Annotated in this window: 8 protein-coding genes and 4 tRNA genes; 7 read left to right on the top strand and 5 right to left on the bottom strand. The window is 75.0% G+C overall.

Annotated features, from left to right (window positions below; translation table 11 throughout):
* Nucleotides 1–36 precede the first annotated feature (36 nt).
* The 4 genes from cbiE to ACLIN4_RS06655 all read left to right on the top strand — a co-directional run bounded on the left by cbiE (nucleotide 37) and on the right by ACLIN4_RS06655 (nucleotide 8,050).
* A complete protein-coding gene (cbiE, locus tag ACLIN4_RS06670) occupies nucleotides 37–1,257 on the top strand; it encodes a precorrin-6y C5,15-methyltransferase (decarboxylating) subunit CbiE (RefSeq protein WP_381913630.1) in 1,221 nt (406 codons plus the stop codon).
* A 347-nt stretch (nucleotides 1,258–1,604) separates the two neighbouring features.
* Nucleotides 1,605–5,789 carry a nicotinate-nucleotide--dimethylbenzimidazole phosphoribosyltransferase gene (gene cobT / locus ACLIN4_RS06665; RefSeq protein ID WP_411575577.1) on the top strand — a complete coding sequence of 1,395 codons (4,185 nt, stop codon included), beginning with the start codon at nucleotides 1,605–1,607 and terminating at the stop codon, nucleotides 5,787–5,789.
* A 208-nt stretch (nucleotides 5,790–5,997) separates the two neighbouring features.
* Complete coding sequence (cobA, locus tag ACLIN4_RS06660) at nucleotides 5,998–7,230, top strand: uroporphyrinogen-III C-methyltransferase (protein WP_411575576.1); 1,233 nt, start codon at nucleotides 5,998–6,000, stop codon at nucleotides 7,228–7,230.
* Between the two features lies 1 nt (nucleotide 7,231).
* Nucleotides 7,232–8,050 (top strand): TrmH family RNA methyltransferase, encoded by an 819-nt coding sequence (locus ACLIN4_RS06655; RefSeq protein WP_107478380.1) that lies wholly within the window; start codon nucleotides 7,232–7,234, stop codon nucleotides 8,048–8,050.
* Between the two features lie 240 nt (nucleotides 8,051–8,290).
* On the opposite strand, the gene ACLIN4_RS06650 is transcribed toward ACLIN4_RS06655, so the two are convergent.
* The gene (locus tag ACLIN4_RS06650; protein ID WP_411576740.1) at nucleotides 8,291–9,751 is read right to left on the bottom strand and encodes a serine/threonine protein kinase; all 1,461 of its coding nucleotides are present in this window, start codon (nucleotides 9,749–9,751) and stop codon (nucleotides 8,291–8,293) included.
* A 588-nt stretch (nucleotides 9,752–10,339) separates the two neighbouring features.
* On the opposite strand from ACLIN4_RS06650, the gene ACLIN4_RS06645 reads away from it, so the two are divergent.
* The 3 genes from ACLIN4_RS06645 (at nucleotide 10,340) to ACLIN4_RS06635 (ending at nucleotide 12,253) form a co-directional block, all read left to right on the top strand.
* On the top strand, nucleotides 10,340–10,522 hold the full coding sequence (locus tag ACLIN4_RS06645) for a hypothetical protein (RefSeq protein ID WP_043375017.1): 183 nt from the start codon (nucleotides 10,340–10,342) through the stop codon (nucleotides 10,520–10,522).
* Nucleotides 10,523–10,913: 391 nt separating this feature from the next.
* Nucleotides 10,914–11,858, top strand: a complete 945-nt coding sequence (locus tag ACLIN4_RS06640; RefSeq protein ID WP_290014124.1) for a phosphotransferase family protein — start codon at nucleotides 10,914–10,916, stop codon at nucleotides 11,856–11,858.
* Between the two features lie 101 nt (nucleotides 11,859–11,959).
* On the top strand, nucleotides 11,960–12,253 hold the full coding sequence (locus ACLIN4_RS06635) for a zf-TFIIB domain-containing protein (RefSeq protein ID WP_107479796.1): 294 nt from the start codon (nucleotides 11,960–11,962) through the stop codon (nucleotides 12,251–12,253).
* A gap of 123 nt (nucleotides 12,254–12,376) precedes the next feature.
* On the opposite strand, the gene ACLIN4_RS06630 is transcribed toward ACLIN4_RS06635, so the two are convergent.
* The 4 genes from ACLIN4_RS06630 to ACLIN4_RS06615 all read right to left on the bottom strand — a co-directional run bounded on the left by ACLIN4_RS06630 (nucleotide 12,377) and on the right by ACLIN4_RS06615 (nucleotide 12,711).
* A tRNA-Val gene (locus tag ACLIN4_RS06630) sits at nucleotides 12,377–12,448 on the bottom strand.
* A 25-nt stretch (nucleotides 12,449–12,473) separates the two neighbouring features.
* Nucleotides 12,474–12,545: transfer RNA gene (locus tag ACLIN4_RS06625), tRNA-Val, on the bottom strand.
* A gap of 19 nt (nucleotides 12,546–12,564) precedes the next feature.
* Nucleotides 12,565–12,636, bottom strand: a tRNA-Val gene (locus ACLIN4_RS06620).
* A 1-nt stretch (nucleotide 12,637) separates the two neighbouring features.
* A tRNA-Cys gene (locus ACLIN4_RS06615) sits at nucleotides 12,638–12,711 on the bottom strand.
* Nucleotides 12,712–12,746: the final 35 nt, after the last annotated feature.

Raw genomic sequence — 12,746 nt, 5'->3', positions numbered from 1 at the left:
CGACACGATCCGCAAGACCTCTGGAGACTGACGACGATGGCCGACCGGGTCACGGTGATCGGCTGGGACGGTTCGCCGCTGACCGACGCGGCGCGCTCCGCGCTGGGCGCGGCCAGCCTGGTGGCGGGCGCCGCCCACCACCTGGCACTTCCCGAGGTACCGCCCGCCGCGGAACGCATCCGTCTCGGCAGCGTCGCCCTCGCCGCCCGCCGCATCGCCGCCCACCGCGGCACCGCGGTCGTGCTCGCCGACGGCGACCCCGGCTTCTTCGGCGTCGTACGCACCCTGCGGGCCCCCGAGTTCGGCCTGGAGGTGGAAGTCGTCCCGGCCGTCTCCTCCGTCGCCACCGCCTTCGCCCGCGCGGGCATGCCCTGGGACGACGCCCACGTGGTCGTCGCCCACCCCCGCACCCTGCGGCGCGCGGTGAACGTATGCCGGGCCCACACCAAGGTCGCCGTCCTCACCTCCCCGGGCGCCGGTCCCGCCGAACTCGGTCTGCTCCTGGAGGGCATCCACCGCACCTTCGTGATCTGCGAGGAACTCGGCACCACTCGCGAACAGGTCACCGTCGTCACCTCGGAGAAGGCGGCCGACCACACGTGGCGCGACCCGAACGTGGTCATCGTCGTCGGCGGGAGCACCGGCCCGGGCGCGGCGGGCGACGGCACCGGCTGGATCGCCGGCCGGGGGCCCGCCGCCGGACCGCGCGGCTGGTCGCTGCCCGCCGAGGCGTACGGCGGTGACCTCGGCGAGGGAGAGACCGAGCTGCTCCGCACGGCCCAACTCGCCCGGCTCGGGCCCCGCCTCGGCGACCTCGTGTGGGACATCGGCTGCGGCGGCGGCGCCTTCGCCACCGAGGCCGCCCGCGGCGGCGCCGCCGTCATCGCCGTCGACCGGGACCCGGACGCCTGCGCCCGCACCGAGGCCACGGCCCGTCACTTCGGCGTCCAGCTCCAGATCGTGCACGGCACCGCCCCGCACGTCCTGGAGAACCTCCCCGAACCCGACGTCGTGCGTGTCGGCGGCGGGGGAGCGGCCGTGGTCTCCGCGGTCGCCGACCGCCGTCCGCAGCGCATCGTCGCGCACGCCGCGACCCGCGACGCGGCCGAACTCGTCGGCAGGGACCTGACGGAGCACGGCTACCGGGTCGAGTGCGCCCTGCTGCAGTCCGTCGGACTCGACACCCGGGCCTGGACGGAGACGGAGCGGAGCGTTGTGTTCCTGCTCAGCGGGGTACTCCCGGACCGCGCCCCGTGATCGGTTAGTCGTACCGCGCGGGGTAGGCTGGCGGATCGTTGTGCCGCACCCGGACACCCGGCCATTCATCGGTCGATGTCCGTAAAAGCCCGCCTGTTGCGGGGTTCGGTGTGGTACGGCAGAACCGGAGGACGCGCAACGTGGCGCAGTCCACAGCGGGCCGTCGCGGATCAAGCTGTCGTGACGGGGCAACGACCGCGACAATGCCACTCAATGGCTTTGTCGTCATTTCCGACGGGTCGTTCGTGCCGCTGGGCACGCACGCTCGTTCTCACTACGGGGCGGTCGGTGCGCCGTCCCGGGCGAGCTGGTCGTAGAAGCACTAACCGATGGGCGAGGGGTTACGCATGACCGACACCGGCCAGATCCCGGGCGAGGGGCTGCCGGAGAACGCAGGCATGGTGGAGCAGCCGGGCGTCCCCGCACCCGGCGCGTACACCTACCTCTCCGAGACCACCGCCGAGGACGAGGACCTGTTGTTGCTGCCGGGAGCCCAGAGCGCCTGGGGCAACGAGGTCGCGCCGCCCGCGCCGGAGCCGGTCGTCGAGACCGTGCACCAGCCGGGCCCGCACGAGATGTCCGGCCGCGACAGCGGCTCGGTCGACCTCGGCGGTGTCCGTCTGCCCGAGCCGGCGCACGAGCCCGTGTCCGCCCCCGCCCCGCCGCGCAGGCCCCTGCACCTCGGTCCGCCGATCCCCGACACCTCCGCCAGCCCGGTCCGCTCGCTCGCCGACCGCGGCCCCGCCGACGCGCCGGTGCGCCACGCCGGCCCGGCGACCTCCGGCCCCGAGTACCTCGACGTCCCTCAGACAGCCGCGACGCCTCCCCAGGGGGCGGCGCCCTGGGGCGCGCAGGCGTCCGCGCAGGCCCAGCAGCCGGCGGAGGTGCCGGTGGGCACCGGGACAGTGCGTGCGGAAACGGTTATTCCGGCAGCGGAACAGGCCCCCGAGCCGGTGGGCGCCGCCCAGGCCCTCGTGGCCCGCGTGGCGACGGAGGCCGTGGCGGCGACGGGCGGGGAGACCGGCGAGGCCGGGGCTCCGGCCGCGGACGCCCACGCCGAGGTCTCGGACCGGACCGGGGGTGCGCCGGGGGACGCGGACGGTGCCGACGTCGTGCCGGGTGACGGGGCGACGTACGGCCGGGAGACGCCGGCCGGCGGTGACGAGGCGCGGTCGGTCGTGGCCGAGCCCGTGGTGGGTGAGGCGCCCGTACCCGAGGCCGTGGCCGAGCCCGTCGCGGAAGAGGCCCCCGCGTCCGAAGCCGTGGCCGACGCCGGTGCGGGAGAGGCTCCCGCACCGGACGCCGTGCCGGGGCCCGAGGCCGAGCAGGCGAACGCGGCGACCCTCCCGGAGACGGGAGCGGAGAAGACCGCCGCGCCGGACCAGGCTTTCGACCCGGCTCCGGCTGACGAGGCGGGCCCCGTGGAGCCCGCGGTCGATGCCGTACAGCCGGTGGCCGATGCCGTCCAGCCCGTGGCCGAGGCCCCCGGGCCGTCGGCACCGGAAGCGGCCCAGGCCGCCGAGTCCGCCGAGTCCGCCGAGCCCGCCGAGGAGACCGCGCCTGAGCCCGTGCCGGCGGAGGAGCCGACCGAGGTCGACCAGGCCGTGCAGCAGGGTGCGCCGTCGCGGGACTCCGGCCCCGCGCAGCCGGTGGAGCCGGCCGGCGCTCCGGAGTCGGGGCAGGCGGTGCAGCGGGCCGAGACTCCCGAGGCCGTGCAGGATGCCGAGCCGACGCAGGTCTCCGGCCCTGCGCAGGCGGTCGAGGGGTCCCAGGCACAAGACGCCGCGGAGACGGCGGCCCAGTCTCCCGAGCCCGTACAGACGGGCGCCGAGCCGGCCGATGTTCCCCAGCCCGCACAGACGGCCGAGCCCACCGAGGCCCCCGAGCCGCAGGAAGCCCCGGCCGCCGAGGCGCCCGTGACCGGACCCGACCATGCCGTCTCCGTCGTCGCGGCCGGTCAGGCACCCGGCGAGTCCGCCGCCGAACCCGCCGGACACGAGCCGTCCCCGCAGACCGCGACCGCCACCGGGCAGTCCGCGACCGCCACTGGGCAGCCCGTAACCGCCAACGGGCAGCCCGCGACGGCGCCGGAGGCCACCGCACAGCCGACGGACACCGCACAGCCCGTCCAGGCAGTGGAGGACCACTCGCACGCGGACGTGCAGGCCGCACCCGAGCAGGACGCACCCCAGCCCACCGCACCCCAGGACGCCGTCGCGCACTCCGTCGCACACCAGCCGGGCTTCCCGCCCGCCGCCGATGTCCAGCCGGACGCCCAGGCGGACGCCCGGCCCGCCCCGGACAGCCAGTCCGCCGCGGGTGTCGCGCAGCCCGTTCAGGGCCCCCAGTCCCTCGCCGGCACCGACGTACCGCCGGAAGCGGACGCTTCGCACCCCGCGCCCGAACCGCCGGTGGCCGACGCGGGGTCGGCGGACGGTGTCCGGTCCGAGCCGCACCCGGACCAGCCCGCGCAGCAGGGTTCCGAGCAGCCCGTGGGCCAGTTCGTGCCGGTCGACGGCGGGCAGGTCCCGACCACCCCGCACCTCGCGCCGACGCCCCCCGAAGCGCTCGTCGTACCGCCGCAGACGTGGGAGAACCAGGCGGTTCAGGCACCTCTAGAGGCCCGGGGCACCCAGGACGCCCCGCAGGCCCCGGAGCCCGTGGCCCCGGTCCCCGCCCCGCGCGAGGCCGACCCCGAAGTCGCGCAGAACGCCGACGACCTGGACACCCGAGCCGCCGACCAGGAAGACGCGCACGACGTGAGCACGACCGCGGAGGCGGAAGCACGACAGCCCACCGGCCCGGCGGCCCCCGCCTACGCCGACGCCGAACGCGAGGCCGTCCTGAAGGTCATGCGCGAACGCCGCGACATCCGCAACGGCTTCCGCAGCGACCCCATCCCGCACGAGGTGCTGCTCCGCGTCCTGGAGGCCGCCCACACCGCGCCCTCCGTCGGCCACTCGCAGCCCTGGGACTTCGTCGTCATCCGCTCCGCCGACACCCGCCGCGCGATGCACGAACTGGCGATGCGTCAGCGCGACGCGTACGCGAAGTCGCTGCCCAAGGGCCGGGCCAAGCAGTTCAAGGAACTGAAGATCGAGGCCATCCTCGACACCCCGGTGAACATCGTCGTCACCGCCGACCCGACCCGCGGCGGCCGCCACACCCTGGGGCGGCACACCCAGCCCCAGATGGCGCCGTACTCCTCCGCGCTCGCCGTCGAGAACCTGTGGCTCGCCGCCCGCGCAGAGGGCCTCGGCGTCGGCTGGGTCAGCTTCTTCGACGAGCGGGAGATGGTGCGCGCCCTGGGCCTGCCCGAACACCTGGACATCGTCGCCTACCTGTGCGTCGGTTACGTCGACGAGTTCCCGGACGAGCCCGAGCTGATGCAGGCCGGCTGGTCCAAGCGCCGCCCGCTGTCCTGGGTGGTCCACGAGGAGACGTACGGCCGCCGCGCCCTGCCCGGAGAGGAACCGCACGACCTGCTCGCCGAGACCGTCGCACAGATCCGCCCGCTCGACGCCAAGGCGCTCGGTGAGGCCTGGGAGCGTCAGAAGCGCATGACCAAGCCGGCCGGGGCGCTCGGCATGCTGGAGATCATCTCCGCGCAGCTGTCCGGCCTGTCCCGCCAGTGCCCGCCGCCGATCCCGGAGCCCGCGGCCGTCGCGGTCTTCGCCGGCGACCACGGGGTGCACGCCCAGGGCGTCACCCCCTGGCCGCAGGAGGTCACCGCCCAGATGGTGGCCAACTTCCTGGGCGGGGGAGCCGTCTGCAACGCCTTCGCCACCCAGGTCGGCGCCGAGGTGTGCGTCGTGGACGTCGGGGTCGCCGCCGACCTGCCCGCGACGCCCGGCCTGCTGCCCCGCAAGGTCCGCGCGGGCACGTCCGACATGACGGCCGGCCCCGCGATGACCCGCGAGGAGGCCAAGCAGGCCATCGAGGTCGGCATCGAGACCGCCCGCGACCTGGTGGCGGCCGGTAACAAGGCGCTGCTCACCGGCGAGATGGGCATCGCGAACACCACCGCGTCCGCCGCGCTCATCTCCGTCTTCACCGGCGCCGACCCGGCCGAGGTCACCGGCCGGGGCACCGGCATCAACGACGAGACCCTGGTCCGCAAGACCGAGGTCGTGCGCCGGGCGATCGAGGTGCACCAGCCCGACCCGGCCGACCCGATCGGCGTCCTCGCCGCGGTCGGCGGCTTCGAGCACGCGGCCATGGTCGGCCTGCTGCTCGGCGGCGCCTCCCTGCGTACGCCGGTGATCCTGGACGGCGTCAGCGCCGGTGCCGCCGCACTGGTGGCCCGCGCGATCGCCCCCGAGGTGCTGGCGGCCTGCATCGCGGGTCACCGCAGCGCCGAGCCCGGGCACGTCGCCGCGCTCAACAAGCTCGGTCTGCGCCCCCTGGTCGACCTGGACCTCCGCCTCGGCGAGGGCACGGGCGCGCTGCTCGCGCTGCCGATGGTGCAGAGCACGGCGCGGGCGATGCACGAGGTCGCGACCTTCGACTCGGCGGGCGTCACGGAGAAGTAGCCACGGCGGGGGGGGGGGGGGCGCGCGACCGGCTGTCGCGCGCCGCCCGTCCCCCGGGCCCCGCCGTGCACCTGACCGGCCTCGTGCCGCCCGCGCCCGTCTCCTAGAATCCGCACGTATCCCACGTGTCCCCACGTATCCCCACGTCAGGGCCGCTCCGATGCCGCAGCGCCGCCCACCGCACCGCCAGGACGAGGAGCGCTCCCTCATGGCCGAACACCCCGCCTACCCCGTAGGCCTCCGCCTGACCGGCCGCCGCGTGGTGGTCCTCGGCGGCGGTCAGGTCGCCCAGCGCCGCCTCCCGGCCCTCATCGCCGCCGGCGCGGACATCCGCCTCGTGTCCCCCGACGCCACCCCCTCGGTCGAGGCCATGGCCGACGCGGGCGAGATCACCTGGGAGCGGCGCCCGTACGAGGAAGGCGACCTCGCGGACGCCTGGTACGCCCTGATCGCCACCAGCGACACCGCGGCCAACGCCGCCGCCTCCGCCGAGGCCGAACGGCACCGCGTGTGGTGCGTCCGCTCCGACGACGCCGACCGGGCCACCGCCTGGACCCCGGCGACCGGCCACAGCGAGGGCGTCACCGTCGCCGTGCTCACCACGAACGCCCGCGGCCGGGACCCCCGCCACACCGCCGCCATCCGGGACGCGGTCGTCGAGGGCCTGCGCGACGGCACCCTCGTCGCCCCGCACCACCGCACCCGCACCGCCGGAGTCGCCCTGGTCGGCGGCGGACCCGGCGACCCGGACCTGATCACCGTCCGGGGCCGCCGCCTGCTCGCCGAGGCGGACGTCGTCATCGCCGACCGGCTCGGTCCGCGCGACCTGCTCGCCGAGCTGCCGCCGCACGTGGAGATCATCGACGCGGCGAAGATCCCGTACGGCCGGTTCATGGCCCAGGAGGCCATCAACAACGCGCTGATCGAGCACGCCAAGCAGGGCAAGGCGGTCGTACGGCTCAAGGGCGGCGACCCGTTCGTCTTCGGCCGGGGCATGGAGGAGGCGCAGGCGCTCGCCGAGGCGGGCATCCCCTGCACGGTCGTCCCCGGGATCTCCAGCTCCATCTCGGTCCCCGGCGCCGCCGGCATCCCGGTCACCCACCGGGGCGTCGCCCACGAGTTCACCGTGGTCAGCGGCCACGTCGCCCCCGACGACGAGCGCTCCCTGGTCGACTGGCCGTCCCTCGCCAAGCTCACCGGCACGCTCGTGATCCTCATGGGCGTGGACAAGATCGGCAAGATCGCCGAGACCCTCGTCGCGCACGGCAGGTCCCCCGAGACCCCGGTCGCCCTCGTCCAGGAGGGCACGACGGCCGCCCAGCGCCGGGTCGACGCCACCCTCGGCACGGTCGCCGAGACGGTCGTCGCGCAGGAGGTCAAGCCCCCCGCCGTCATCGTCGTCGGCGAGGTCGTCGGCGTCGGCGCGCACGGGACGGCGTGACATGGCCGACCTCATCACGATCCACGACCCCGACGATCCGCGCCTGCACGACTACACCGGCCTGACCGACGTCGAGCTGCGCCGCCGCCGCGAACCCGCCGAGGGCCTGTTCATCGCCGAGGGCGAGAAGGTCATCCGGCGGGCCGGCGAAGCGGGCTACGCCATGCGCTCGATGCTGCTCTCCGCCAAGTGGGTCGACACCATGCGCGATGTCATCGACGAGGCCCCCGCACCGGTGTACGTCGTCGACCCGCAGCTGGCCGAACGCGTCACCGGCTACCACGTGCACCGCGGCGCGCTGGCCTCGATGGCGCGCAAACCGCTGCCCGCGGCGGCCGACATCCTGACCACCGCCCGGCGCGTGGTCGTCATGGAGTCGGTCAACGACCACACCAACATCGGCGCGATCTTCCGCTCCGCCGCCGCCCTCGGCATGGACGCGGTACTTCTCTCCCCGGACTGCGCGGACCCCCTCTACCGGCGCAGCGTTAAGGTCTCGATGGGCGCGGTCTTCTCCGTTCCCTACGCCCGCCTCGACACCTGGCCCGCAGGGCTGGCGACGGTGGGCGAGTCGGGCTTCACGCTCCTCGCCCTCACCCCCGACGAGCGGGCGAAGTCCCTCGACGAGGTCGCCCCGCACCGCATGGACAGGGTGGCCCTGATGCTGGGCGCCGAGGGCGACGGCCTGTCCCGGCGGGCCCTGGGGGCATCCGACGAACGGGTCCGCATCCCGATGTCCCACGGCGTCGACTCACTGAACGTGGGCGCGGCGGCGGCGGTCGCCTTCTACGCGGTGACGACGGGCCGGCCCACGGCGTAGCGTCGGCTGCGGGGTTCGTCCGGCGGCCCCACCGTCCGGCGTCGACCTGGGCGGAGGGACCCCGCCGGGCGGGGCGAGGCGCGCGTCCGAGGACGGCCTTTACCAGGGGACCGTCGACCAGGCCGACGGGGTGACGCGCCTACGGGCCGACGCGCAGACGGGCCGACGATCCGGCCCACGCGTCGCCCCCTGCACGGGGCCGCGTCATCCGACCCCCGGCCACCGGGCACATCCGGAGCCTCAGAGACCGGGCATCCGGCCCTGACCGGGCGTGTCGTCCCGTACGTCCACCCGCACCTGTGCCGTCCGCACCCTGTCCCGCTCGTCGCCGAGTCCCCGGGACGGCCCCTGACAGCCCTGCGCGGCGGCGATGCCGAGCGCGACCAGCAGCGTCACGACCACGAACACGAACAGGCGCTGCCGCAGCAGCCGCGGGTTCGCGGGCCGTCGCCAGCCGGTCCCCGTGGTCCGCGGCGCCGTACGGCCGGCCCCGCTGCGCGGCGCGGATCGGCCCTCGCTGTCGTGACGGGAGGCGCTCCCGTTCCGTCCCGTGTTGCTGCGGGAGGCGGGCGTGGGCCGCGAGCCGCCCCGGGAGCCCGTACCACCACCGCGCGAGGTGTTGCCGCCCCGGGCGGATGCCCCGCCCCGCGAGGGTGCGCCACCGCGCGAAGGCGTGCCGCCGCGCGACGCGTCGGCCCCGCGGGCGGCGGGGCCCCGGGACCCGGACGTGTTCCTCGGGGCGGGGGTGCCCTGCGCACCCGGTCGGCCCTGTGGACGCCGCTGCGCACGCTCCGGGTAGGTGTCGGCGAGCCGCCCCGTCGGCAGGTCCGCCTCCGCGCTGCGCGGCGCCGGCGGCCGTACGTCGGCCAGACCCTGGGCCTCCCGGGCGGCGATCTCCTTGAGCCGCAGCGACAGCTGCAGCGTGCTCGGGCGCTCCTCGGGGTCCTTGGCCAGGCACGCCCGCACCAGCGGGGCGAGGGCGTCCGGGACGCCGTCCAGATGCGCCTCCTCGTGCACCACGCGGTACAGCATCACCTCGGAACTGCCGTGCCCGAAGGGCGAGTCGCCCATGGAGGCGTACGCCAGTGTGGCACCGAGCGAGAACACGTCCGTGGCCGGTGTGACCGCCGCCCCGCGCACCTGCTCCGGCGCGAGGAACCCGGGGGAGCCGACCGCGGTGCCGACGTGCGTGAGCGTGGAGGCACCCGTGGCCCAGGCGATGCCGAAGTCGATGATCCGGGGCCCCTTCGGGGACAGCAGGATGTTGGACGGCTTCAGGTCCCGGTGGACCACCCCGGCCTCGTGCACCGCGACCAGCCCCTCGGACAGGGCGGCGCCCACAGCGGCCACGTCGGCCGCACCGAGCGGGCCTCCGTCGACGACCTTGTCGTGCAGGGAGGGGCCGGGCACGTACTGCGTCGCGAACCAGGGGCGGTCCGCCTCCAGGTCCGCGGCGACCAGCCGCGCGGTGCAGCCGCCCCGGATGCGCCGGGCCGCCGAGACCTCGCGGGCGAACCGCGACCGGAACTCCTGGTCCTCGGCCAGATCCGGCCGGATGACCTTCAGCGCGACCCGCTGCCCCTTCTTGTCGGAGCCCAGGTAGACCACGCCCATTCCACCCGCGCCGAGCCGCCTGTGAAGCCTGAACGAGCCGACGACGCGCGGGTCCTCGCGCCTCAGGCGCATCATCGCCATGTTCATCCCCGCTGCCCGGTCCCTGTGACGTGCCACAGCTTACGTTTCCATGGCCGCCCGCGCGCAGAGGCCGCGCCCTCTCGGGGCGAGGGATTGTCAGTACCGGGCGGGAGAGTTGAGGAGCGGTCAGGGAACGCGAGGTCCGACCGGCCGGGGTGCGCCGGTGTCCCCAACCGGCCGCCGCGGTGCGGGTATTGGGCCGGGCGCGGGTGAGCGGGCGGAAGCGGCGGGGGACCCCGTGGCGACGTCACGCGTCCGCGTCGTGGTGGCGGACGGGGACGTGCGGTGGAGGGAGGCGGGCGTACGCCGGGGCGTGACCGGAGTGAGCGATGTCACCGGACAGTACGGAGGAACCGGGACACACCGGGCGCCCCCTCCGGGAAGACCCCGAGGCCCGGGACCCGGTCTCCACCCAGGGGAGTACGTACCGGGGCATGGCTCATCCTCCGGGAGGCCCGGCAATCGGTACGAGGGCATGACGTCCGGTGGCCGCCGGACGCCTAGATTTGAGGTCAAGCGGCGGGTGCAGCACTCGTCCCCCGAGGTCAGACGCCCGCCGCTGCCAAGACAACGGAAACGGTCAGGAGAGGGACCATGGCCCAGACGGTACCGCGGACGCTGGTCCGCACACGCGGGAGCCGCCGTCAGGGACGCCGTCACCCCTTGGTGGCGACGGTCATGGCCCTGCCCCTGGCGGCCCTGCTCCTCCTCGTCTTCGACGGGTGGGAGACGGTGGCCACACAAGCGTCGTCCGTGGGTGTGATGCTGGGGCGCTGAGCGGCGACCCCAGGCCCGGAAGAGCGGTCCGGGTGGGGACATCCATCCATGAAACCCCGTGGGGACGGGGGTGCGGCGGACGGCAAAATGCCGGCGCAGCTGGGGAGCTGCGCCGGCATTGCTTTTCCCGCCCGGGAGTTCCGCGGCCCGTCGCCCGGTCCTCCCGGCGCCGCGAGCCGAGTGCGACGCGGCATCGGGGCTCTCCCTCGCCGCGCGGTCCCACTGTCCCCTGGCACGTCGTCCCCGAGGCCCCGCGCTCAGTCCGCGAGCCCGCTCTCCCTCCCCGGCAGCGCCCGGCGACGCGGACCAGCCCCTCACCAGCAGCGCCCGCGCCTCAGGCCCCCCGGTGGCCACGGGACCTGCCCGCGCGACACCTGCGTACGCTCACTCCGTGACAACAGACGCCCTCCTCTCCGCCCTGACGGCCCGCGTCAGGGAAGCGGCCCACGCCGGCACCCCGGCCTGTCCCTGCGGCGCGGCCGTCCCGGGCGACGCCACACTCTCCGACCGCCCCGACGGCAGCGTCGTCCGGCACGCCGGTACCGTCGCCAAGGCCCATGCCGCGGACACCGACGCCGCCGAGCTGGCCCCCCGTGTCACCGCCGCGGCCCGGCTTCCCGGCATCCTGCTGCCCCCGCTCCGACCGGCGCCGGTCGCCCTGCACGGGAGACTCGTCACCTACTGGCCGTACGGCACCCCAGTGGACCCGGAGGACCCGGACGCCGCCCCGTGGGAGGCCGCGGCCACTCTCCTCGCCCGCCTCCACCGGACCCCCGCCCCCACCGCCGTACCTCCCATGCGCGGCCCCGCGAAGGCGGCCCACGCCGTCGCCCGCCTCCGGAGCACCGCCCCGCACCACCCCGCGACCGCCCCCGTCCTGCGCGCCTGGGCCGCCCTCCCCGCGTGGGCCCGCGGTGAGGCCGCCGCGCCGGACGCGACCACCCTCTGCCACGGCGACTTCCACCTCGGCCAGCTCGTGCGCCACCCCTCGCCCACCGGTCCCTGGCTGCTGATAGACGTGGACGATCTGGGCACCGGTGTCCCGGCCTGGGACCTGGCCCGCCCGGCGGCCTGGTACGCGTGCGGACTTCTCCCGCCCGAGGAATGGGACCGCTTCCTGGCCGCGTATCGCGCGGCCGGCGGCCCGGCCGTTCCGCCCCGCGAGGACCCCTGGCCCGCACTGGACGTTCCGGCCCGCGCCCTCACCGCGCAGACCGCGGCCCGGGCCGTCACCAAGGCCGTCGCGGCGGGCCGCCTCCTGGACGAGGTGGAGCAGTCACTGGTCGACGCCTGCTCCCGCATGGCCGCCGTCCGCCCGGTCGCCCCGCCCGGTTGAACCGAATTTCCGCGACGTAGGGTGCAACCGACCCGCAGCCGGACAGAGTCTGTCCTGGCGATACGCGAAGCAGGACCGACCGGCGAGGAGCTGAGCCGACGATGCAGTGCCCCAAGTGCCGTGCACCGATGCACACCTACAACCGCAACGGCGTTCAGATCGAGCAGTGCAGCGGCTGCCGAGGGATCTTCCTCGACTACGGCGAGCTGGAGTCGCTGACTCGCCTGGAGGCTCAGTGGGCCCAGCCCGCGCCGCCGGCTCCGCCCGCCGCCCCGCAGGCCTACCCGGCCGCTCCGGCGCCCGCCTGGGGTGCCCCGCACGCCGGACATGGCCACCACGGTCACCACGGTCACCCCCGCCACAAGAGCTTCGGCCACATGCTCTTCTCCAGCTGAGCCGGCTGATCAGCGGATACCGCCGATACCGCGGATACAGCGGACCCGGCTGATCCCGCTGATCCCAGCGAAACCACGACGAAGCCCCCGGCCGTACGAGACGGCCGGGGGCTTCGGTGAGTGTGGACGATACTGGGATTGAACCAGTGACCTCTTCCGTGTCAGGGAAGCGCTCTCCCGCTGAGCTAATCGTCCTGGGAGCACCAGGTGCGGTACTGCGTGCGCGATACTGGGATTGAACCAGTGACCTCTTCCGTGTCAGGGAAGCGCTCTCCCGCTGAGCTAATCGCGCTGGGGATCCGAAGATCCAGTGGACGATACTGGGATTGAACCAGTGACCTCTTCCGTGTCAGGGAAGCGCTCTCCCGCTGAGCTAATCGTCCTTGGAGGTGGAGACGGGATTTGAACCCGTGTAGACGGCTTTGCAGGCCGTTGCCTCGCCTCTCGGCCACTCCACCAGGAGTGTAGGGGGCCCGGGAGGCCCCCAGTTCCT

Origin of the sequence: Streptomyces mutabilis, from assembly GCF_046628145.1 — a bacterium.
Taxonomy (GTDB): domain Bacteria; phylum Actinomycetota; class Actinomycetes; order Streptomycetales; family Streptomycetaceae; genus Streptomyces; species Streptomyces mutabilis.
The sequence above is the reverse complement of the archived record's forward strand: the minus strand, read 5'-3'. Positions and strand labels throughout refer to the sequence as shown.

Coding starts and splice junctions, on each gene's coding strand:
- cbiE (WP_381913630.1), top strand. CDS start 37: ATGGCCGACCGGGTCACGGTGATCGGCTGGGACGGTTCGCCGCTGACC.
- cobT (WP_411575577.1), top strand. CDS start 1,605: ATGACCGACACCGGCCAGATCCCGGGCGAGGGGCTGCCGGAGAACGCA.
- cobA (WP_411575576.1), top strand. CDS start 5,998: ATGGCCGAACACCCCGCCTACCCCGTAGGCCTCCGCCTGACCGGCCGC.
- ACLIN4_RS06655 (WP_107478380.1), top strand. CDS start 7,232: ATGGCCGACCTCATCACGATCCACGACCCCGACGATCCGCGCCTGCAC.
- ACLIN4_RS06650 (WP_411576740.1), bottom strand. CDS start 9,751: ATGAACATGGCGATGATGCGCCTGAGGCGCGAGGACCCGCGCGTCGTC.
- ACLIN4_RS06645 (WP_043375017.1), top strand. CDS start 10,340: ATGGCCCAGACGGTACCGCGGACGCTGGTCCGCACACGCGGGAGCCGC.
- ACLIN4_RS06635 (WP_107479796.1), top strand. CDS start 11,960: ATGCAGTGCCCCAAGTGCCGTGCACCGATGCACACCTACAACCGCAAC.